Origin of the sequence: Microbulbifer sp. TB1203, assembly GCF_030997045.1 — a bacterium.
Taxonomy (GTDB): domain Bacteria; phylum Pseudomonadota; class Gammaproteobacteria; order Pseudomonadales; family Cellvibrionaceae; genus Microbulbifer.
The window spans coordinates 1,865,870-1,887,070 of the sequence record NZ_CP116899.1; the positions used below are offsets into that span (position 1 = coordinate 1,865,870).

The window sequence follows — 21,201 nt, forward strand, 5'->3', positions numbered from 1 at the left end:
ATTGAATCGCAGTCCGATCGCGGCCAACGGCCGCTCCTACAAGGGGTGCAATAAAAAACCGCCGGGGCAGCGGCGGTTTTTTATTGGCAACAGGGCTCAGAAAGCGAAGTGCTCTGCATCCAGCTCCATCAGGTTGTCCGCGCCACTCTGGATCGCCGCGGCGTGGGCGGCGGTGCGCGGCACTATGCGGTCGTAGAAGAAGCGCGCGGTGGCCAGCTTGGCCTTGTAGAAATCCGCCTCGCCGGAGCCCTCGGCCAGTTTGTCATTGGCCACCTTGGCCACGCGGGCCCAGAGATAGGCCTGGACGGCATAACCGGAGAACATCAGGTAGTCCACGGAGGCAGCTCCCACTTCATCCGGGTTTTCCATCGCCTTGGCGCCCACGTGCAGGGTAAGATCGCCCCACTGTTTGTTCAGCTCCTGCAGTGTGCCGATAAACGGGGACAGAGCCTCGTTGTCGACTTCCCCCTGGCAGAACTTGTGCACGACTTTGGTGAAACGGCGCAGCAGTTCGCCCTGGCTCATCAGCACCTTGCGACCCAACAGGTCCAGCGCCTGGACTCCGGTGGTGCCCTCGTAGATGGTGGCGATACGCGCGTCGCGCACATTCTGTTCCATGCCCCACTCGGCGATATAGCCGTGACCACCGAAGCACTGCAGGCCCAGGTTGGCGGACTCGAAACCGGTTTCGGTGAGGAAGGCCTTGGCGATCGGCGTCAGGAAGGCCAGCAGTTCGTCGGCTTCCTTTTTCTCCTCCTCGCTACCTTTGTGGGTGCGATCCACCTGCTGTGCGCACAGCAGGATCAGCATGCGGCCGCCCTCGGCGAAGGCCTTTTGGGTCAGCAGCATACGGCGCACGTCCGGGTGCACGATAATCGGGTCCGCCGGGCCCTGCGGATTTTTCGGGCCGGACAGGGCGCGCATCTGCAAACGGTCCTTGGCATAGGCCAGGGATTTCTGGAAGCCGGCCTCGGCGTGGGCGAGACCCTGCAGGGCGGTGCCCAGGCGCGCGGTGTTCATAAAGGTGAACATGCAGTTCAAACCCTTGTTCGGCGGCCCGATCAAAAAACCTTTGGCCCCGTCGAAGTTGAGCACCGCCGTGGCGTTGCCGTGGATCCCCATCTTGTGCTCCAGGGAACCGCAAACCACGCCGTTGCGCTCGCCGATAGTTCCGTCCGCGTTGGGCAGGAACTTGGGCACGATAAACAGGGAGATGCCCTTGGTGCCGGGAGGGGCGTCGGGCAGGCGGGCGAGCACGATGTGCACGATATTTTCCGCCATGTCGTGTTCGCCGGCGGAGATAAAGATCTTGGTGCCGGTGATGGCATAGGAGCCGTCCGCGTTGGGCTCGGCCTTGGTACGCAGGATGCCCAGGTCGGTGCCGCAGTGGGGCTCGGTGAGGCACATGGTGCCGGTCCAGGAACCCTCCACCAGCCTGGTCAGGTAGGTTTCCTTCTGCTCCGGAGTGCCGTGGGCCTCCAGGGTATTCATGGCGCCGTGGGACAGGCCCGGGTACATACCCCAGGACCAGTTGGCGGTGCCCACCATCTCGCTCATCAGCGTGCCCAGGGAGGGAGGCAGGCCCTGGCCGCCATGCTCCACATCGTGGGCCAGGGAGGGCCAGCCGGCTTCCACAAACTGCTGGTAGGCTTCCTTGAAGCCCTCGGGAGTGATGACTTCGCCGTCCTTCCAGGTACAACCCTGCTGGTCGCCGATCTGGTTCAGCGGCGCCAGCACGTTCTCGCAGAACTTGGCGCCCTCCTCCAGGATGGCGTCCACCAGATCCGGAGTGGCTTCCTCGTAGCCCAGGGAGGCGTAGTGCTGATCCCAGTCGAATAGTTCGCGCATGGCGAAGCGCATATCGCGCAGTGGAATCTTGATATCGGTCATCCTGCTACCCTCAATTCGCTGTTGTGGCTCCGATCCCGGGGACCGGACGGTCAACTTTGTGACTCAAATTTACGATTTGTTCATCATAGTAGCAAGTCGGCGGAGGCCACTATGGCGAAATCCGTCCAAAGCGGTGACAAATCTGGGCGTCGGGATGGGCTCGGCAATGTCATTGTAGGGGCGAACCTGGTGTTCGCCTCTCAGGAATTTGGAGGTAACTACTCGCCTTCGGGGCTCCGGGAATACCGAAGCTTGATGCGAAGGCCCTGCTACCGGTAGCCGTTCGAGAAAAGCGCCTGCGGCTGATAAACAGACCGATAAGGCTGTTGAACGAACGGCTACCGGTAGCAGGGCCGCCACGGCATTCGCCCGAGCGGGCTGCAACCCTGCCGAGCTGGAGCTCGGCGTTCCCAGGGTTAGCCGGCTTTGCGGCTGCGGTACTCACCCGGGGTGACGCCGGTCCATTTCTTGAAGGCGCGGAAGAAGGCGCTGGACTCGTCGAAACCGAGCATTTCCGCGATCTGCGCATTGGACAGGTCCGGGCAGCTTAGGTAGTGAAACGCAGCCTCCATGCGGCACTCGTCCTTCAGCTTCTGATAGGAGGTGCCCTCCTGCTGCAGTCGCCGCCGCAGGGTGGTGACCGACATATTCAGGCGCTCCGCCACCACTTCCGCCGCGGGCATGGATTCGCTCACATCGCGGTTCAGGATGGTCTTCACCTTGGTCTTGATGCTGTTGGCACTGCCGTCGCTGATCACCAGGTGGTAGGGGGCGGTGCGGATAAAGTCCTCCACCGTCTGCGGATTCTGCACCACCGGGTAATCCAGATAGCGGCTGTCGTACTCCAGGGCGTTGGCCTCCTGCTCGAACAGCAGCTCCCCCGCCTCGCTCTGGGCCAGAGTGCGGAACTCCTCCGGGCAGGGAAAGGAAAAGTGCAGCCGCGCCAGCGGGATCTCGCGCCCCACCAGCCAGCAGTAGAAGCGGTGCCATACCGCCAGGGTCGTGCGGACCACTCCCGGGTCCGTCTGCGCGATCAGTTTTTGAAACTCGCCTTCCGCCAGGGAACTGATTCCACGGATCACCACCCGCTCGCGACCGGTACCGGCGGGTTCCAGGACCGGCTTCACCTTGAAACCGCGGCAAATCTCCATGAACTCCGCACTCAGGGTGATGGCCTGGCGGACGGTTGCGCAGTTGACCACGGTGAGGCACAACAGGCGAAAGGAGCCGGAGCGCACCCGACCGCCGCTGAGCATGCCGAACCACTCGTCCTGCACCTGCCACATCACCCGTTGGTAAAGGCGACCGTATTTCAGCGCGGAAAACGCCGCCCGCCCCTGCAACTCCGACTCCTCGATGCCGACCGAAGCCAGCAGCTCCGCGCGGTCGCAGCCATGCCGCGCCGCCTCCTCCAGCAGCCGCTCCAGGTAGGCGATGGGAATACGGATGTCCTCTTCCGTCACGCTCATCCCGGCACCTCTAAAAACTGTAGCGAGCCGCCACCAGGCGCACCCGCAAGAGATTGTGGGAGGTGCCCATTATTTCCTGCGCCTGCGCAGCCAGCTCAGCAGAGCACCAAAACCCAGCGCAGCGACGATAATCACCAGCAGAAAAATCAGCAGCAGCACCAGGTAGGAAATCACATCTTCCACCGGCAGGTCCCAGCTCCACACCGCCGCCACGACGAAGGCGACACAGGCGAGGACACTGGTAATGAAGGAGCGGCGGGATTTTCTAGCCATGGGAATCTACCGGCGATTGGGGTGAAAATGGACTCCCGGCCGGACTCGACGGTCGCCGGAGTCATTGCGGCGCAAAATCCTGAGCCATCCGCCGGCCGGTGTCAAATACCAATGATCAGTTACCGGTTACCAGATACCAATGGACTTTGATCACTGGTCACCGATCATTGATCTGGGGTCCAGCAGCCGCTTCAACTCGTCCTCGCCCAGATCGGTCATCTCCCGCGCCACATCCAGAATCGGCCGGCCGCTGCTGTAGGCCTTCTTGGCGATTTCCGCCGCCCGGGCATAGCCGATCACGGGATTCAGTGCCGTTACCAGGATCGGGTTGCGCGCCAGTGTCCGCTCCATATTCTCGCGCTTGACCGCAAAGGTGGCGATGGCCTTGTCCGCCAGCAACCGCGCGCTGTTGGCCATCAGGCGGATGCTTTCCAGCAGGTTGTAAGCGATCACCGGCAGCATCACGTTGAGCTGGAAATTGCCGCTCTGCCCGGCCACAGTGATGGTGGTATCGTTGCCTATCACCTGGGCCGCAGCCATGGCCGCGGACTCGGCAATCACCGGGTTTATCTTGCCGGGCATAATGCTGCTGCCCGGCTGCAACGCCTGCAATTCGATTTCTGCGAAGCCCGCCAGCGGGCCGCTGTTCATCCAGCGCAGATCGTTGGCGATTTTCATCAATGCCACCGCCAGTACCTTCAACTGGCCCGACACCTCCACCGCAGTGTCCTGAGTGGCGATCGCCGTAAACAAATTTTCCGCGGGACGAAACTGCTGGGTGCTGTTGGCACTGAGTTTCTGCGCGAACAATTCCGCAAAGCGCGGGTGGGCGTTCAGGCCGGTGCCGATGGCGGTGCCGCCCTGGGCCAACTGCGCCAGCCGCGGCAGGGTGCCGCGTATGCGCTCGCGGCAGGATTCCACTTGATCCGCCCAGGCAGAAATCTCCTGGGCCAGGGTCATGGGCACCGCATCCATCAGATGGGTGCGCCCGGTTTTCACCACATCGGTGACGCTGTCCGCCTTGTCGCACAACTGGCGGTGCAGGTGGCGCAACGCCGGCAGCAAATCGTCCCGCACCGCCAGCAACGCGGATACGTGAATGGCACTGGGAACCACATCGTTGCTGCTCTGGCTCATATTGACGTGGTCGTTGGGGTGCACTTCCACACCGCTGTCCCGCTCGGCAATATGGGCCAGCACCTCGTTCACATTCATATTGGAACTGGTGCCGGAGCCGGTCTGGAAAACATCGAGGGGAAACTGCGCGGCGAAATCCTCGCCGCTGACGGCATCACAGGCGGCGACAATGGCGGCAGCCAGTTGTTCGTCCAGAAGGCCGAGGTCGCGATTGGCCTCGGCGGCGGACTTTTTGATCAACACCATCGCGCGAATAAATTCTTCCGGCATCCGGTAGCCACTCACCGGAAAATTGTCGGCGGCGCGCTGGGTTTGCGCACCATAGAGCGCGCCCTGTGGCACCTGCACGTCGCCCAGGCTGTCTTTTTCGGTGCGGAACTTTTTTTTCATGGCTGGCTGTCCCTGCGCAGAGCGCGCCACTAGCGGTGTCTATTGAACCTCTAAGGTGATCTTCTTGGAAACCACCGGCTTCTTGTGGGGAATGTGCAGGTAGTTGCCCAGAACAAGCTGCAGCGTGTGCACGCCCGGCGGCAGGGTAACCTGGGTTTCGGTCTGGCCGCCGCCGAAGTGGATCACCTTGTCCGAAGACGGCAGGGGTTTGCTCAGGTCCGGTATCTCCTCCAGGTCGATCAGCAGGTGATGGTGGCCGGTGTCCGCCTTGTTCACACCCGCCGGGGCAACACCCATACCGGAGAGGCCGAAGCGAACCGTGAAAGTTTCACCGACCTTTTCGCCGTCTTTCGGGGAAATAATATAGACCTCTGCGCCTTCCGGAGCCTCGGAGATCAGCTCCAGCGGCTTTTGTTCCTGTGCCTGCAACAGAGAGGAAAACAGCAAGGTGCCGGCCAGAACTATGGATTGATAAGCTTTCATAAAAACTCCCTTTGCTGATGCCAATTAAGTAGTAGAAAGAATAATCGCAGCACATCCACCCCGCGGATTCATATCGCGGTCACACGCTGACCCTGCCCTCCTGGGTCCACTCGCAACGCACCTGCATTTCGCCGCTGCCGGGCTCGTGGTAGAGGCCCGCAGCCTCCCAGGTAAAGGAGTGGGTACCGGAGAGTTCGGTTTCCAGGTGCACCGTGGCGGACACCCAGTACATGCTCCGCAACAGTTCCTCGAACTTCTCGATCCAGTGGCTCCACTCGTACTCGACCGCGCGATAGGAAGCACCAAAATGGATCACATCGGTCTGGTACTGGGACTGCTTCACCTTGATCGTGGGAATGGAAAACATATCCCGGCACAAAAGGGATCGCTCATCGGCGCTTGGCAGGTTGAGCACAGCCTCCCGGTTGACCCGCCGGCGATCCGAACCTCCGGCGAGGCTGTTGCTGTCTTTGATACAGCCGTAGACAATGGATTCCTGATCGCCCTGGACCACTATTCTTTTCCTCAGTGCGGCAGTGCTGGATAAAAATTATCCGGCGCAATCAACTCATAGCGTTCCACTTTAACGGCGAAGCCGGGAGAAAGCTATAACCGGGGTCGCAATTGAAAAAAACCCGATTATTTTTTTGATCAAAGTCTGATCGCAATACGGGCTGTGCCGGCAACTGGATACCGGCCTGCGCCGGTATGACGATGGCTGGCGTTCAAAAAATTGTAAGAGCCTGTTTAGAATCTCGCGAAGAACTCTCCCGCCCTCACACTGGACGTGCAGCACCATAGAACGTAAACAGGCTCTAACGACGGCGCGCGACGCGATCAGATTTCGATGCCGCGGTCGCGCAACATATCGAGAAACTCTTCCTCGTCCATGGTGGGAATATCCAGCTCCCGCGCCTTGTTCAGTTTTGAACCGGCGCCGGGACCGGCAATCACACTGGCGGTGTTGGCGGACACACTGCCGGCCACCTTGGCACCGAGGCGCTGCAGATAATCCTTGGCCTCGCTGCGGGACAGGGTCTCCAGTTTGCCGGTGAGCACCCAGGTCTGGCCGGCAAGCGGCTGCTCTTCGCCATTCTGCTCTTCCGGTTCCCAGTGCACTCCGGCCTGGCGCAGCGCCTCTATCTCCTCCTGGGCGTGGGCCTGTTGGAAGAATTCCGCCACAAAGTGCGCCACTACCGGACCCACGTCCTCCACCTGCTGCAATTCCTCCTCGTCCGCCCGCGCCAAGGGTTCCAGGTCGCCGAAGTGTCGCGCCAGGTTGCGCGCGGTTGCCTCGCCCACTTCGCGAATGCCCAGGGCATAGAGGAATTTGGGTAGGGCGGTGGCTTTGCTGCGCTCCAGGGCGTCGAGCAGGTTCTGCGCGGACTTCTGCCCCATGCGCGGCAGCTCCGCCAGTTGCTCCAGCGACAGGTGGTAGAGGCCCGACACCGAGTGCAGCAGCCCCCCCTCCACCAACTGGTCCACCAGCTTGTCGCCGAGACCGTCGATATCCATGGCCTTACGCGAGGCGAAGTGCTTGATCGCCTGCTTGCGCTGGGCGCTGCAGATCAGGCCGCCGCTGCAGCGGGCCACCGCTTCGCCGGGAGTGGACTCCACCGGCGAATCGCACACCGGGCAGTGGGTGGGAAATTCGATCGCGCGGACATTTTCCGGGCGCCGGCTCTCCACCACGGAAACCACCTGGGGAATCACATCGCCGGCGCGACGGATCACCACCGTGTCGCCGACCATCACGCCCAGGCGCTCTATCTCGTCGCGGTTGTGCAAGGTAGCGTTGGAGACGGTTACACCACCGACGAACACCGGCTGGAGGCGCGCCACCGGGGTTACCGCGCCGGTGCGCCCCACCTGGAATTCCACGTCCAGCAGTTCGGTCATTTCCTCCTGGGCGGGAAACTTGTAGGCCATGGCCCAGCGCGGCGCGCGGGCGACGAAGCCGAGCCGCCTTTGCAGGCCGATATCGTTGACTTTGAAGACGATGCCGTCGATGTCGTAGGCCAGTTGCTCGCGTTTTTCGCCGAGCTTTTTGTAGTAGTCGATGCAGCCCTGGATATCCTTCGCCGCAGCCATTTCACTGTTGATGCGGAAACCCCAGCGGTTGAGCTGCTGCAATATCTCCGTGTGCCGGCCCGGCAGCGCGGCGCCCTCCACCAGGCCCACCCCGTAGACGCACAGCTCCAGCGGTCGCCTGGCGGTAATGCGTGAATCCAGCTGTCGCAGACTGCCGGCGGCGGCATTGCGCGGATTGACGAAAGTTTTCTCTCCGGCCTTCGCCGCCTCGTCGTTCAGTTTGGCGAAGCCGTCCCGGGGCATATAGATCTCGCCACGCACCTCGAGCAACTCTGGCACCTTGTGGGGCACACCATCTTCCATCAGCCGCAGGGGCACGGAGCCGATGGTGCGCACATTGCGGGTGATGTCCTCGCCGGTGGTGCCGTCGCCGCGGGTGGCCGCGCGCTCCAGCACGCCGTCGCGATACATCAGGCTGACGGCGATGCCGTCCAGCTTGGGCTCGCAGGCGTATTCCACCGGATTCCCGGTGTTCAGGCGATCGCGCACCCGGCGGTCGAATTCGAGCAGTTCCTCCTCGTTGAAGGCGTTGTCGAGTGAAAGCATCGGCACAGCGTGGCGCACCTCGGCGAAGGCGGTGAGCGGCTCACCCCCCACCCGCTGGGTGGGGGAATCGGCGGTGGCCAGTTGCGGGTATTCCCTCTCAAGTTCCTGCAGCTCGCGCAGGCGGCGGTCGTACTCCGCGTCCGGGAGTTCCGGATTGTCCAGTACATAGTAATGGTAATTGGCGCGCTGGAGGATTTCGCGGAGTTCCTGTGCGCGCTGGTGTTTTTCAGAAGGAATTTTTTTAATCATTGTGGTTTTGCACAAACAGGAAATTCTTGCCGAAGAATGGGATTTTACATTGTAGGAGCGGCGGGGCGGCCATCCGCCCATGGCCGCGATCGGCACAAGCTACGAAGCAAATCCGATCGCGGCCATGGGCCGCTCCTACAGGGCGGGCCTGGGTTACGCCTGCGCTCTGGCCAGCGCCTTGCGGCGCTGGTATTCCATCACCCGCTGGCGGTAGTGTTCCGCGGTCTGGGCGGTGAACACGCTGCGGTTCTCGTCCTTGAGCTCGCCGCCCAGCTGCTCGGCAATCTGGCGCGAGGTGGAGAGCAGGATTTCGAACGCCTTGATCGCCTCGCCCCCGATGGGCAGGGCCAGGAACAGGCTGACCCCGGGGCTGGTAAATTCTTCCATCTGGGTGAGGTCAAAGGTGCCGGGCACCACCATATTGGCGAGGCTGAAAATCACCGGGCCGTCCGCCCCACCGCCGGCATGGTAGTGGAAAATATTCATATCGCCGAAGCGCATTCCCGCCGCCAGCAGCACCCGCAACAGGTCATTGCCCTCGAAGCGATCCCCTTCCTGCGCCATGATGTTGATAATCAGTACTTCTTCCACCGGGGATTTCTCCTGGTGTTTTTTCTTCGGCTTGCTCGCCGCTTTTTCTGCTCTGCGCGACCTTTCCGTGGGCAGCGGCGCCTCCGCGGGCGGCGGCGCCGTCTCTTCCGCCGCGGGCATGTCGTTCAGCGCTTCCAGGCTCGCGGATTCGTCCAGTGCCGGCTCGCGGCGCGCATCATCGCCCACCGACTCCATCAGTGTGGGCACCTGCTCTTCCAGGTTCAGGGATGTCTGTTCCGGCTCGTCCCTCCCGGGTTCTTCCCTGTGGGGACTACTGCCGGCCAGGGGTTTGCGCGAGGACTGGAAAGTCTCCTGCACCAGGCGGTTCACCTGCAGGGCCTCCTCCAGGGCGCGGCGCTGCACCACGCGCACCTGGCCCGGCAGCTCCGCGGCGATCTGCCGGCGCCTGGCCTCTTCCTCCGGATCCAGATATTCCTCTTCGCCCTCTACGGAAGTGTCTTTGCCCGCACTGCGCGGCGGCGGCAGCACTTCTTCATCACCGTCACCATAGGTGTCCCGCTGCATGGCCCGGGACAGGTTGCGGGAAACCTTCATCGCCGAGCGCTGCTTTTTGATCGCCCGCCGCACACCGTCCAGTATTGCGAGCAACAACACCAGTGCGAGAATTGTAATCAGCCAGTTACCCATTGAGCGTCTCTCCTTTACGCCTCCCTACGCGGATGCCAGTTCGGCCGCCTCTTCCACATCCACGGATACCAGGCGGGATACGCCCGGTTCGTGCATGGTGACCCCCAGCAACTGGTGAGCCATCTCCATGGCGATTTTGTTGTGGGTAATATAGATAAATTGCACATGCTCCGACATTTCCTGCACCATGCGCGCGTAGCGGCCCACGTTGGCGTCGTCCAGCGGCGCATCCACCTCGTCCAGCATACAGAAGGGCGCCGGGTTGAGGCGGAAGATGGAAAACACCAGCGCGATGGCGGTGAGCGCCTTTTCCCCACCTGAGAGCAGGTGAATGGTGCTGTTGCGCTTGCCCGGGGGGCGCGCCATGATCGCAATGCCTGTATCCAGCAGGTCCTCGCCGGTCAACTCCAGGTAGGCATGGCCGCCGCCGAATACTTTCGGGAAGAGTTCCTGCAGGCCGCTGTTGACCTGGTCGAAGGTCTCCTTGAAGCGGGTGCGGGTCTCCCGGTCGATTTTCTTGATGGCGTTTTCCAGGGTTTCCAGCGCGTCGGTGAGGTCGCCGTACTGGCGGTCCAGGTAGTTCTTGCGCTCGGATTCCTGTTTGTATTCGTCGATCGCCGCCAGGTTGATCGGCCCCAGGCGCGAGATGCGCGCGGCGACCAGTTCCAGGTCCTGTTGTACAGATTCGATGGTCAGGTCGTCCGCTAGTTCCTCCAGCAGTTGCTCCACCTCGAAATCGGTCTCACGCAACTGCTCCACGAGGCCGTTACGCTGTACCTCTAAAGTCTGCTCGGCCAGGCGCTCCTGCTCCAGCTGTGCGCGCACTCCTTGCAGGGCGGATTCCACCTTGTGGCGCTCCTGTTCCCGCTCGCGAAGGCCGCTCTCCACTTCTTCCAGTTTCTTGCGCGCCTCGCCCAGTTCAGCTTCCACTTCCAGACGCTCGGCCAGTTTTTCCTCCAGCTCGGCCCGAAAGTCCTGGGACGGGTCCTGGGTCTCGGCCATCTGTTCCTGCAATAGTTCGCGGCGGCTGCGCAGGCGCTCCAACTGCTCGCGCATCACCTGCAGGGTGCGCTCCAGGGATATCATCTGGGTGCGCACCGACTGCTCGCGCATGGCCAGTTCGTGGGCGCGGTCCTTGTCCTCGCGAGCGCGCTGGCGCGCCGCATCCAGGGCCTCGCGCAGCTCATCGCGTCTCGCCAATAAAGTTTCGCGGCGGTCGGTGTCGTCGCTCATGGCCTCCACCGCCTCCTGCAACAGCAGCCGCGCTTCAGACAGGGATTCGCCCTCCAGTTCCAACTGCTCGCGCACTTCGGTAATTTCCTGCTCCACCCGGGTGCGGCGCTCGTCCATCTGCTCGGCGCGGGCGCGGCGGGCGGACAGCTGGCTGCGCAGTTCCGCCTCGCGGCGGCTGAACTGCTCCACCTCGTTGCGCGACTGCTCGATACCGCTCTCCAGCTCCACGGCCCGGCGGCGCAGCGCCTCGCGCTCTTCCGCCTGTTGCTCGATCTGCTCCTCGCAGGCAGCGATGGAAGCTTCCAGCTCCTCCAGTTCCTGCTTGCGCGCCAGCACGCCGGCCTCGGCGTCGGTGGCGCGGCTGACCCGCAGCCAGTTGGGGCCGAGCCAGAGGCCGTCTTTGGTGACTATGGATTCGTGAGCCTGCAATCGGGCCCGGCTGGAAAGCGCCGCGTTCAGGTCTTCCGCGGTGTAGATACCGGACAGGATACCGGCCAGGGACTGCGGGCCTTTTTCAACCTGCACCACATCCGCCAGCGCTGGCAGGCTGCCGCCGGTGGCGGGGCTGACACCGGCGCCGTCGATAAACACTGCCTGGCCGCTCTCCAGGGTGGAGAGGCCGTCACTGAGGCTCTCGAGCTGATCGACACAGACTGCCTGCAGTTGGGCGCCGAGCACCGTTTCCACGGCCTTTTCCCAGCCGGGGCTGGCGCTGATCTGGTCCGCCAGGCGCGGTTTGTCGGCGAGCGCCTGCTGCTGCAGCCAGTTCTCCACCGCTTTGCCCTGCCCCAGCGCCGCCTGTTGCAGCGCTTCCAGGGAGGCCTGGCGGCCGCGGCTGGTCTGCAGTTGCAGGCGCAACTGGTCCAGCCCGGAGGCGATATCGCTCTCGCGGCCGCGCAGTTCGACGAGGGATTCATTTTTCTCGGCGACCGCTTCGCGGCGCTCGCCCACTTGCAGTTCCAGTTCGGCGAGTTGTTCGTTCAGCTGCTCGAATTCGCCGTCATCGCCGCTGTCCCTGAGGCCCGCCTGCTCCGCCTGCAGCTTGTTGATGCGCTCCTGCAGGCGCTGGCGGGAGGTCTCCAGGTGCTGGATGCGGGACTGCTGCACTTCCGCCTTCTGGCGCGAGCCGGAGGCGCCCTGGTTGAACTGGTCCCACTCGTTCTGCCAGTCGCGCATGGCGTCTTCGGCGCTCAGCAGCGCCTGGGCGGAGTCCTCCTCGGCGGCCTGGACCATCTCCAGGTCCGGCACGATCACTTCCAGTTCGGCCTCGAACTGGGCGGCCTTTTCCCGGTCCGCCTCCAGGCCGGTCTCCGCCTCGCGGTATTCCTGTTCGTTCTGCTGGATATCCGACTGCAGGCGGGTGTTGCGCTCGCGGGCGTGGGCGATGCTCTGCTCCAGGCGCGCGATATCCGCGCCCACGGCGTAGAAGCGGCCCTGCACCTCGTTGAAGCTGTCGGACAGCTCGTGATAACCCACGCGCTTCTGTTCGATATCGGTGTCGCAGCTGACCTGGCGGGTCACCAGCTCTTCCACGGTGAGCTCCAGCTCGCCGATCTGTTGTTGCTTGGCCCTGGACTGGTCGTTCAGGTCGCGGTACTTCAGTGCCTGCAGGTGGGCCTTGTGGCTGCGCTCTTCCTCTTTGAAGCGACTGTATTTTTCCGCCGCTGCAGACTGGCGCTCCAGGCGGGACAACTGGCGGTCCAGTTCGTCGCGGATATCGGTCAGGCGCTCCAGGTTCTCCTTGGTGCGGCGCATGCGGTTTTCGGTGTCGCGGCGGCGCTCCTTGTACTTGGAGATACCGGCCGCCTCCTCGATGAATACGCGCAGCTCTTCCGGCTTGGCCTCGATCAGCTTGGAGATCATGCCCTGTTCGATAATCGCATAGCTGCGCGGGCCCAGGCCGGTGCCCAGGAACAGGTCGGTCACGTCGCGACGGCGGCATTTGTCGCCGTTGAGGTAATAGTTGTTCTGGCCGTCCCGCGTCACCTTGCGCTTGACCGAGATCTCGGCGAAGGCGGCGTAGGCGCCTTGCAGCTTGCCTTGTGAGTTGTCGAACACCAGTTCGATGGAGGCCTGGCCCACCGGCTTGCGGCCACTGGAGCCGTTGAAGATCACGTCGGTCATGGAGTCGCCGCGCAGGTTCTTCGCGGACGATTCGCCCATCACCCAGCGCACCGCATCGATGGTGTTGGACTTGCCACAGCCGTTGGGGCCGACCACGGCGCTCAGGTTGGACGGAAAATAGACAGTGGTCGGGTCAACAAAGGATTTGAAACCCGCAAGCTTGATGCACTTCAGACGCATGTATTGTTAACTCGGTATTTGTTCTATGCCGGCGAGCGGTGGCCGCACCAAATACGCGATTGTACATGGCGGCGGCAGTGGTTTCAGCGCATATTTCACAAGCTGGGAACGCGGAGCTCCAGCTCCGCAAGTGGGTCGCAGGCCCCGGGATTCGCAGGATTGTGTAGGAGCGGCCGGACCGCTCCTACAGCTTGTCGTCGATGGTAATGGTCTGCGGCTCTCCCCACTCGGCTTTGGGCAGCGATTCCACCGCGCCCTGCCAGTCCCCCGGCGCCGGTCTCGCGTCGCCGTTGATGGCCAGTCGCGCCACCAGCTGCACTGAATCCGCACCCTTCAGGGAGCGCCCCGGCATCATCGCGCGGGATTCATCCAGCACCACCTCGGCGGGCAGTTGGCCGGCAGTGAGTTTGACGATGGCCAGCGGCATGGGACTGTCGGCGCCGCGGGCGTATATAAATACCGGGGTGGCGGGCTCGGGGGAAACCCCTGTGCCCAACTTCACCTGCACACGAATTGACGGGCCGTCGGCAGCCGTGGCGTCGGCCTTGGCCGCCACCGGGTCACCCTTTTCCGCCAGCGCAGCCTCGGCCCGGGCCACTCCGGCGGCCAGCGCCTGCGCCGCCGTAGAATCCGGCGACAGCTGGTCCAGCGCGCGCTGCCAGTAATCCCGCGCCGCCCGATATTCGTCCCGGTCGAAGGCGGCAATGCCCGCCAGGCCAAGCGCGGTGCCGTTACCCGGCTGTACCTGCAGCACCTCGTGCACCAATTCGCGCACCTCTTCGGTGATCCGGGAACCGCCGGCGAAGAACAGCGCCTGCGCCAGTTCCGCCTTGATCCCCACCGCCTGCGGCTCGCTGGCCACTATCGCGCGATACTCAGCCACTGCGCCAAGCGGGTCACCACTTACCAGCAGGCGCTGTGCCAGCACATAGCGGCCGGTAAGGTCTTCCGGGTGGGTTTGTGTGCGCTCGCGCAGCTGGCGGGTGATCCGCGCCTCGGTCTGCTCGTCGGAGCGCCCCTGCTGGCTGGCGACGACATCCCGATACAGCGCCAAGTCGTCGTAGCGGTCTGAGAAGGCGTAGAGCCCCAGCGCCAACAGTGGCACCAGCGCCGCCAGGCCGATCAGCAGGCTACGGCCGCCGCCGGAGGAGACATTCGCACCAGCGGACTCCTCCGCCGCGAGCAGGTTGCGCGCCATCTCCGCTTCCAGTTGCGCATACTGCTGCCGGTCGATCGAACCGCTGTCCAGGGCGGATTGCAGTTCCGCGCGCTGTTCGCGATACAGGGCCGCCAGCGCCGCGCGCTTGTCGGAGTCCTGCCGGGCGCCAATGCCGCGCAGCGCCGGCCACAGAATTACAAAGGCCAGCGGCAGAATCAGCAGCGCCAGGCCCAGCCAGAGTTCAGTCATCTTGTCGCTTCCCGCCGCTCTCGTCTTCCCCCAGCAGCTGTCGCAGCCGCCGGCGCTCGTCTTCGCTCAATTCGCCGCTGGCGTCCTCCTGGCGTGCGCCGGAGCCGCTGCGCGAGCGCACAACGATCACTATTAGCACCAGCAGCCCGATGGCCGCAAACACCCCAGGCGCCAGCCACAGGGCCAGCGTATTGCGCTGCAGCGGGGGGCGGTAGAGCACAAAATCCCCATAGCGGGCCACCATGTAGTCGGATATTTCCCGATCCGTGAAACCCTCTTCCAGCAGCCGGCGGATCTCCCGGCGCAGATCCCCCGCCACCGGCGAGTCGGAACCCGCCAGGTTCTGGTTCTGGCATTTGGGGCAGCGCATCTCCTCGATCAGCACTTCATAGCGCGCCTGCAGCTCCGGCGTGGACAGCTGCTCCACCTCCACTGTCGCCAGCGCGGCGAGGGACAGGCAGGCACACAGTGCCGCGGCAATCAGGGCTCGACAGCTTGTCTGTCTCACGGGGGTCTCCGGCGGAAATTTGCGCGATTATAGCAGCGCCACCGGACGGGGCACACGCCCCGATGTCTCCGGGAAGGTGGCTTAACTTATTGAAAGACAAAAATTTTTTCACCGGAGGCGTTGACGGGCAAAAAAATATCATTAAGATACGCAGCTCCTGACGCGGGGTGGTTAGCTCAGTTGGGAGAGCGGCGGCCTTACAAGCCGTAGGTCACAGGTTCGACCCCTGTACCACCCACCACTTTCCTTTCACCTGCCGAGCAGGTTTTCACAGGGGAAGCAGGGATCGCGGACCGGTAGTTCAGTTGGTTAGAATGCCGGCCTGTCACGCCGGAGGTCGCGGGTTCGAGTCCCGTCCGGTCCGCCATATACAAAAAAGCCCTTCTCGCAAGAGAGGGGCTTTTTTGTATATGGCGGACCGGCTACGACAAAATTGCCGGGAGCAATTTTGGATGCCGAAGGCGCCCGAAGGGTGAGCGCCATGACGGCGCTCATCAGTCCCATCCGGTTCAAGCCAGCAGCAGGGCGACAATCTTTCCAATAAAATTCAATTGGCTCCCTCCTCTTCGTAATCCTTCGTCAAGTGGACCCGATAAGCCATAAGCCCCAGACTTCCCCCACTCCCCAAAACAATCAAAACCCCAGGCAACCCCGCCAAATTGGCCAACATCTTGATCCCATCGGAACCGAGGTAAGTGGCGCTACACCAGCCCACAATCCCAATCACACCGGCCCACAGCAGCTTGATCCCAAACGGCGATCCCATATGCTCGGCGGTGACCGAGCGCATGCAGAGCCCGCCTATCGCATCCGTATTGGAATCCGTTGCAGTAATGAAAGAGATAAAACAGGCGAAGATAAAAAACAGGCTGAGCACAATGCTGCCGGGCAGATAACTGAACAGCTGGTAGGCCATAGCTGCCAGTCCCTCGCTCCGATAGACACCGTACATGGCACCGCCATTCTGGATATCGAAATACAGCGCGGAGAGCCCAAAGGTGGAAAACCATAAAAAGCCAAAAATGGACGGCAGCAGCAAATTGACCAGAATAAACTGCCGCACTGTGTAACCCCGGGCTATCTTGCCCAGAAACAGGCAGGACAAGGGCGCCCAGGCAAACCAACTGGCGAAGAAGGCAGTGGTCCACCAGCCGGACCAGCGGCTGGATGCGGGCTCATTGAAAAGCAGGTGACGCGGGATAAAGCCGGTCAGGTATTCGGCCAGGGATTGGCTGCCCAGTTTGATGATAAAGATACTGGGCCCCACAACCAGCACATACAGCATCAGCAATACGAACAACACCGTATTGATACGGGCCAGCACCTGTATGCCCTGGCCCAGGCCGCTGGCGGCGGAGAGCAGCGCGACGGCGACGATAAACGCCGCGGTGGCGGCGTAGACCTGCGGCGACTTGGGGATGCCGAACAGCACCTGCAAGCCGTCGCCAATCAGCAGCAGGCCGGCACTCAGCACCGCGGACATTCCCACCACCACGGCGAACAGTACCAGTGCATCGATACCTTGTGCAGTCTTCTCCCCCAAGTGATCTCCCAGCAAGGGCCGCAACAGGGAGCCCACGGAAAAGCTGTGGCCGCAATTATAGAAAGCCAGGGCGAAGGCCAGAGCGGCGACGGTGTAGATGGCGTAGGGCGCCAGGGTCCAGTGTACGAACACACTGGACATGGCAAAGCGCATCGCCTCTGCGCCGCCCGGTTCAACGCCGGTAAAGGGCGGCGGTTCATGGAGGTGTACCACCGGTTCCGCCACCGCCCAGAACAGGATACCCATGGCGATGACTGTGGTGAGGGATACCGAAAACCAGCGAAAAGGAGAATAGATGGGCTGAGCGCCGTCCCCACCGATACGCACTCGGCCGAGGGGTGAGAAGAAAATATAAATACACAGGGCGAGCAGTGCCAGGGCGCCGTAGAGAAACAGGAAGGAAAAGTTTTCGATTATCGCTGCGTTGACGGCGGAAGTGAGCTGGATAAAGTTTTGTTTATCCACCGCGGTGGCTGCCAGCACTGCCAGAATGCCGGCCAGCGCGGGCCAGAAGGTAATGGGCTTCAAATGCCCTATCGTTTTGCGATAATAAACAAGGCCCGCGCGGCTAGTCACTGGTCGCCCCCAAGACGAAGCGGTCCCTGCCGCGTTCGAGGAGTTTGAACAGGCCGAGGATGAGAGCCTGTAGCATTTAGGTGGCTTCCTGTTTGTTGTTATCGGTGTGGTGCTTCCCGGCAAAAGTATCGCTGTATGGAGAGCTAGGCAAGTTTCGGGGTATGGCCCCGCTTTGCGGGGCCTGCCGAGCTGGAGCTCGGCGTTCCCAGGCGGAGCTGGGGCTCCGCGGTCCCGGGGGCTAGTCAATGAGGATTTTGAAGCTTTCCGCCAACAGTTGCTCTCTCAGCGCCGGCCACTGATCTTGAGGTAGTTTCAGCTGCATGCTGACCTTTTCGCTGTAATCCGCATCCTCGCAAGTGCCTCCCTGCTGCCCGACCAGGAAGCGCAGGCGGGATTCCTGGGCGAAGTCGCAGGTTACCTGTACCTGCAGCAGGGGAACGAAGGGTTTGAGCTCGGCCTGTTGCAGTGCGGTGCCCACTGCGCCGCGGTAGGCGCGCATCAGACCGCCGACGCCGAGTTTGGTGCCGCCGAAATAGCGGGTGACGATGGCACCCACATTGCCTACCTGCTGCTTGAGCAGCAGTTCGAGCATGGGGCGCCCGGCGCTGCCGCCGGGCTCGCCGTCGTCGTCCGCCTGCATCACTTCGGGGTTTGAGGGGTTGCCGATCACCACTGCGGTACAGTGGTGGGTGGCGTCCGGGTATTGCGCGCGGACGGCGTCCAGCTGCTGCTGGAAGGCCGCTTTATTTCCCACCGGTCCGAGCCAGCAGATAAAGCGGCTTTTCTTTTCTTCCGTCTCAGCGACAACGGGCGAGCAGGGAATCTGATAGCTCACCGGCAAATTCGTCCCAGCGCTGTTGTTGCAGTTTCTGATACAGCGGCTGCAGCTTGGTCTGCCAAATGCGGTCGTCCACCACGCCCACATGTTTGCAGCGAATCACTCCCTCCGCATCCACCAGGAAGGTTTCCGGCGCGCCGAACACGCCCAGGTCCAGGGCCAGGCGCCCCTCTTTGTCGGCGATGCTGAACAGGTAGGGATTGTGGAATTTTTCCAGCCATTTCTGCGCTTCCGCACCGTCGTCTTTCAGGTTGATGCCCACGATGGGCACGCCCTCTTCCGCCAGCTTGTTTAAAAAGGGATGCTCCACACGGCAGGCAATGCACCAAGTCGCCCACACATTCAGCAACAGCGGTTTCGCCGGCAGATCGCTACGTTGCATATTTTTTTCTTTTCCACTCTCGGCCAACTGCGGCAGGGAAAATTGCGGCACCGGCTTGTTGAGCAGGGCGGAGGGCATATCCTGGGGATTGAGGGAGAGACCGCGCCAGAACAGCAGCGCCAGCGCGGCGAAGATAATCAACGGCAGAAACAGTTTCAGTCGCGCCACAATGACTCCTTACGCAATCGCGGGGACAGCGGTTTCGGCCGCGCGCGCGGCCTTGAGTTTGCGGTAGCGCTTGTCCGCCACCGCGATGCCGCCGCCGATGGCCATCAACAGCGCCCCCAGCCAGATCCACACCACAAACGCCTTGTACTGCAGGCGCACCCCCCAGTCGCCGCCGGGATTGTCTTTGTCCAGCGGTTCGCCGAGGGCCGCATAGAGGTCGCGGAACAGACCGGTGTCGATGGCCGCTTCGGTCATGGTATTGCCGCCGGAGAGATAATTGCGTTTCTGCGGCAGCAGTTCCGCTATCGCTTCGCCGTTGCGGCTGACAAAAAGCACGCCCTCGGAGGCGCGGTAGTTGGGGCCCTGTACGGAACGCACGCCGTCGAAACGGAAATCGTAGCCGGCCACTTCATAGCTGCTGCCCGGGGACATACGCAGGTCGCGCTCGACACTGTACACACTGGTCAGCGCCACACCCAGTGCCGTCACCGCCAGGCCGGCATGGGCCAGGTGCATGCCGTAGTAGCTGGCGCGCTGGCGCCTGAGTCCGGCGGCAAAGGAATCGGCGTTGCGGGTTTTGGCAAAAATATCCGCAACGCTGGCCGCGACAACCCAGGTGCCGACAAAAATTCCCAGCGCCGCGCCCCAGTGGAACTCGCCCAGGGCAAAAGGCAGTGCCAGCGCTGCGATCCCCGCAACCGCAAATGGCGGGCCCCAGGCGCGCAGCAGTTTGTCCCAGCGGCTGTCCTTCCAGTTGGCGTGAATACCCAGACCCAACAGCAGGCAGAGCAGCGCCATCAGCGGTACGAAGAACATATTGAAAAACGGCGGGCCCACGCTGATCTTGCCCCAGTTGAGCGCATCCGCCAGCAGCGGGTAGAGGGTACCGGTGAGCACCACACCCATAACCAGCACCAGAAGGACATTGTTGCCCAGCAGGAAAGTCTCCCGCGCACGGAAAGAAAAAACACTCTGTGCACTTACCGCCGGCGCGCGCAGGGCGAAGAGCAGCAGGGAGAGGCCGATTACGATAGCCAGGAACACGAGAATAAATCCGCCGCGCAGCGGATCGGTGGCAAAAGCGTGCACCGAGGTGAGCACCCCGGAGCGTACCAGGAAAGTGCCCAGCAGGCTCAGGCTGAAAGCGAAAATGGCCAGCAGGATGGTCCAGCTTTTAAACAGACCGCGTTTTTCGCTCACCGCGAGCGAGTGCAAGAGTGCGGTACCCACCAGCCAGGGCATAAAGGAGGCGTTCTCCACCGGGTCCCAGAACCACCAGCCGCCCCAGCCCAGTTCGTAGTAGGCCCACCAGCTGCCCAGGGCGATGCCCAGGGTGAGAAATGACCAGGCCACCGCGGTCCAGGGGCGCGCCCAGCGGGCCCAGGCGCTGTCCAGATGGCCGCCGAGCAATGCGGCGATGGCGAAGGCGAAGGCCACGGAAAAACCAACATAACCCATATACAGCAGCGGGGGGTGGATGATCATGCCCGGGTCCTGCAGCAGCGGGTTGAGGTCGGTGCCCTCCACCGGCGGAAACGGCAGGCTGCGATCGAAGGGGTTGGAGGTGAGCAGGATAAACAGGAAGAAACCCACTAGCACCAGGCCCAGCACCGAAAGTACACGGGCAACCAGCTCCGTCGGCAGTTGGCGGCTGAACAGGGCCACCGCCGCGGCCCAGCCGGCCTGCATCAGCAACCAGAGCAGGATCGAGCCCTCGTGGCCGCCCCACACCGCGGTGATCTTGTAGTGCAGTGGCAGGATGCTGTTGGAGTTCTGCGCCACGTACAAAACGGAAAAATCGCTCTGTACAAAAGCGACGGTGAGGCACACAAAGGCGATGGCGGTAAATACCAGCACCCCCAGGGCCAGCGGGCGCCCCGCTTCCATCCACAGCGGACGGGCGGTATAGCTGCCGGCCATGGGCACTGCGGCCAGCGCGATGGAAAGCAGCAGGCCGACGATCAGCGCGAAGTGACCAAATTCCGGGGTCATATTTTTGCCCCGTCCGCGCAGCTGGCGTTCTCGCCCATCGAATCCGCCACTTCCGGCGGCGTGTAGTTTTCATCGTGCTTGGCCAGCACCTGATCGGCGCGCACTGTGCCGTCCCGCATCAGTACGCCGGTAACCACCGCGGCCTCTCCCTCGGCGAAGAGATCCGGCAGCAGTTTGTCATACGTCACCTCCAGATCCGCCTCGCCGTCGGTGAGTGCGAAGCGCACCTCCAGGCTGTCCGGTGCGCGCTGCACGCTGTCGGGCACCACACAACCGCCGGCGCGGATGCGCCTGTCGAAGGGTACGTCGCCGGCGGCGAAGGCGCTGGGAGCGTAAAAGTAGTTGATGTTGTTGCGCATGGCGTAGGTGACAAAGCCCACCGCGGCGCTGGAGAGTCCCACCAGAACCACCACTAGAATCAGGCGCTGTTTGCGTGCTGGATGCATAGTTGTTCTCTGTAACGCGATATCGATCGCGGCCGG

16 protein-coding genes and 2 tRNA genes are annotated in these 21,201 nt (G+C 62.6%); 2 read left to right on the plus strand and 16 right to left on the minus strand.

Annotation, left to right across the window (positions count from 1 at the left end):
• Nucleotides 1-96: 96 nt before the first annotated feature.
• The 11 genes from PP263_RS07950 to PP263_RS08000 form a co-directional block, all read right to left on the minus strand.
• Nucleotides 97-1,890, minus strand: coding sequence for an acyl-CoA dehydrogenase C-terminal domain-containing protein (locus PP263_RS07950; protein WP_308367867.1), 1,794 nt, complete (start codon nucleotides 1,888-1,890; stop codon nucleotides 97-99).
• Between the two features lie 416 nt (nucleotides 1,891-2,306).
• Nucleotides 2,307-3,359, minus strand: coding sequence for an AraC family transcriptional regulator ligand-binding domain-containing protein (locus tag PP263_RS07955; protein WP_308367868.1), 1,053 nt, complete (start codon nucleotides 3,357-3,359; stop codon nucleotides 2,307-2,309).
• A 69-nt stretch (nucleotides 3,360-3,428) separates the two neighbouring features.
• Nucleotides 3,429-3,632, minus strand: a complete 204-nt coding sequence (locus PP263_RS07960; protein ID WP_308367869.1) for a hypothetical protein — start codon at nucleotides 3,630-3,632, stop codon at nucleotides 3,429-3,431.
• A 150-nt stretch (nucleotides 3,633-3,782) separates the two neighbouring features.
• Nucleotides 3,783-5,159: a class II fumarate hydratase gene (locus PP263_RS07965; protein ID WP_308367870.1), complete on the minus strand. Its 1,377-nt coding sequence runs from the start codon at nucleotides 5,157-5,159 to the stop codon at nucleotides 3,783-3,785.
• A 39-nt stretch (nucleotides 5,160-5,198) separates the two neighbouring features.
• Nucleotides 5,199-5,642 carry a DUF4399 domain-containing protein gene (locus PP263_RS07970; RefSeq protein WP_308367871.1) on the minus strand — a complete coding sequence of 148 codons (444 nt, stop codon included), beginning with the start codon at nucleotides 5,640-5,642 and terminating at the stop codon, nucleotides 5,199-5,201.
• A gap of 79 nt (nucleotides 5,643-5,721) precedes the next feature.
• Nucleotides 5,722-6,156, minus strand: a complete 435-nt coding sequence (locus PP263_RS07975; RefSeq protein WP_183458578.1) for a hypothetical protein — start codon at nucleotides 6,154-6,156, stop codon at nucleotides 5,722-5,724.
• A 323-nt stretch (nucleotides 6,157-6,479) separates the two neighbouring features.
• On the minus strand, nucleotides 6,480-8,528 hold the full coding sequence (gene ligA, locus PP263_RS07980) for an NAD-dependent DNA ligase LigA (RefSeq protein WP_308367873.1): 2,049 nt from the start codon (nucleotides 8,526-8,528) through the stop codon (nucleotides 6,480-6,482).
• 153 nt (nucleotides 8,529-8,681) lie between these two features.
• The gene (zipA, locus tag PP263_RS07985) at nucleotides 8,682-9,767 is read right to left on the minus strand and encodes a cell division protein ZipA (protein ID WP_308367874.1); all 1,086 of its coding nucleotides are present in this window, start codon (nucleotides 9,765-9,767) and stop codon (nucleotides 8,682-8,684) included.
• Between the two features lie 24 nt (nucleotides 9,768-9,791).
• Nucleotides 9,792-13,304 (minus strand): chromosome segregation protein SMC, encoded by a 3,513-nt coding sequence (gene smc, locus PP263_RS07990; protein ID WP_308367875.1) that lies wholly within the window; start codon nucleotides 13,302-13,304, stop codon nucleotides 9,792-9,794.
• Nucleotides 13,305-13,488: 184 nt separating this feature from the next.
• Complete coding sequence (gene ccmI, locus PP263_RS07995; RefSeq protein WP_308367876.1) at nucleotides 13,489-14,712, minus strand: c-type cytochrome biogenesis protein CcmI; 1,224 nt, start codon at nucleotides 14,710-14,712, stop codon at nucleotides 13,489-13,491.
• Nucleotides 14,705-15,220 (minus strand): cytochrome c-type biogenesis protein CcmH, encoded by a 516-nt coding sequence (locus tag PP263_RS08000; RefSeq protein WP_308367877.1) that lies wholly within the window; start codon nucleotides 15,218-15,220, stop codon nucleotides 14,705-14,707. Before PP263_RS08000 ends, ccmI begins: the two co-directional genes overlap by 8 nt.
• 165 nt (nucleotides 15,221-15,385) lie before the next feature.
• Between PP263_RS08000 and PP263_RS08005 the strand changes: the two genes are divergently transcribed.
• Both PP263_RS08005 and PP263_RS08010 read left to right on the plus strand, forming a co-directional pair.
• Nucleotides 15,386-15,461 (plus strand) — tRNA-Val (locus tag PP263_RS08005).
• 49 nt (nucleotides 15,462-15,510) lie between these two features.
• A tRNA-Asp gene (locus PP263_RS08010) sits at nucleotides 15,511-15,587 on the plus strand.
• 180 nt (nucleotides 15,588-15,767) lie between these two features.
• On the opposite strand, the gene PP263_RS08015 is transcribed toward PP263_RS08010, so the two are convergent.
• The 5 genes from PP263_RS08015 to ccmE form a co-directional block, all read right to left on the minus strand.
• Nucleotides 15,768-17,291 (minus strand): BCCT family transporter, encoded by a 1,524-nt coding sequence (locus PP263_RS08015; protein ID WP_308367878.1) that lies wholly within the window; start codon nucleotides 17,289-17,291, stop codon nucleotides 15,768-15,770.
• Nucleotides 17,292-17,577: 286 nt separating this feature from the next.
• Complete coding sequence (locus PP263_RS08020) at nucleotides 17,578-18,174, minus strand: YigZ family protein (protein WP_308367879.1); 597 nt, start codon at nucleotides 18,172-18,174, stop codon at nucleotides 17,578-17,580.
• A complete protein-coding gene (locus tag PP263_RS08025; RefSeq protein ID WP_308367880.1) occupies nucleotides 18,137-18,727 on the minus strand; it encodes a DsbE family thiol:disulfide interchange protein in 591 nt (196 codons plus the stop codon). Before PP263_RS08025 ends, PP263_RS08020 begins: the two co-directional genes overlap by 38 nt.
• Nucleotides 18,728-18,736: 9 nt before the next feature.
• Complete coding sequence (locus PP263_RS08030) at nucleotides 18,737-20,719, minus strand: heme lyase CcmF/NrfE family subunit (RefSeq protein WP_308367882.1); 1,983 nt, start codon at nucleotides 20,717-20,719, stop codon at nucleotides 18,737-18,739.
• Nucleotides 20,716-21,165 carry a cytochrome c maturation protein CcmE gene (gene ccmE / locus PP263_RS08035; protein ID WP_308367883.1) on the minus strand — a complete coding sequence of 150 codons (450 nt, stop codon included), beginning with the start codon at nucleotides 21,163-21,165 and terminating at the stop codon, nucleotides 20,716-20,718. Before ccmE ends, PP263_RS08030 begins: the two co-directional genes overlap by 4 nt.
• Nucleotides 21,166-21,201 lie beyond the last annotated feature (36 nt).

Bases quoted from the DNA above. Each gene is read 5' to 3' on its own strand.
- ccmE (WP_308367883.1), bottom strand. From the start codon at position 21,165: ATGCATCCAGCACGCAAACAGCGCCTGATTCTAGTGGTGGTTCTGGTG.
- PP263_RS07965 (WP_308367870.1), bottom strand. From the start codon at position 5,159: ATGAAAAAAAAGTTCCGCACCGAAAAAGACAGCCTGGGCGACGTGCAG.
- PP263_RS07970 (WP_308367871.1), bottom strand. From the start codon at position 5,642: ATGAAAGCTTATCAATCCATAGTTCTGGCCGGCACCTTGCTGTTTTCC.
- PP263_RS07950 (WP_308367867.1), bottom strand. From the start codon at position 1,890: ATGACCGATATCAAGATTCCACTGCGCGATATGCGCTTCGCCATGCGC.
- PP263_RS07960 (WP_308367869.1), bottom strand. From the start codon at position 3,632: ATGGCTAGAAAATCCCGCCGCTCCTTCATTACCAGTGTCCTCGCCTGT.
- ligA (WP_308367873.1), bottom strand. From the start codon at position 8,528: ATGATTAAAAAAATTCCTTCTGAAAAACACCAGCGCGCACAGGAACTC.
- smc (WP_308367875.1), bottom strand. From the start codon at position 13,304: ATGCGTCTGAAGTGCATCAAGCTTGCGGGTTTCAAATCCTTTGTTGAC.
- PP263_RS07955 (WP_308367868.1), bottom strand. From the start codon at position 3,359: ATGAGCGTGACGGAAGAGGACATCCGTATTCCCATCGCCTACCTGGAG.
- PP263_RS08030 (WP_308367882.1), bottom strand. From the start codon at position 20,719: ATGACCCCGGAATTTGGTCACTTCGCGCTGATCGTCGGCCTGCTGCTT.
- ccmI (WP_308367876.1), bottom strand. From the start codon at position 14,712: ATGACTGAACTCTGGCTGGGCCTGGCGCTGCTGATTCTGCCGCTGGCC.
- zipA (WP_308367874.1), bottom strand. From the start codon at position 9,767: ATGGGTAACTGGCTGATTACAATTCTCGCACTGGTGTTGTTGCTCGCA.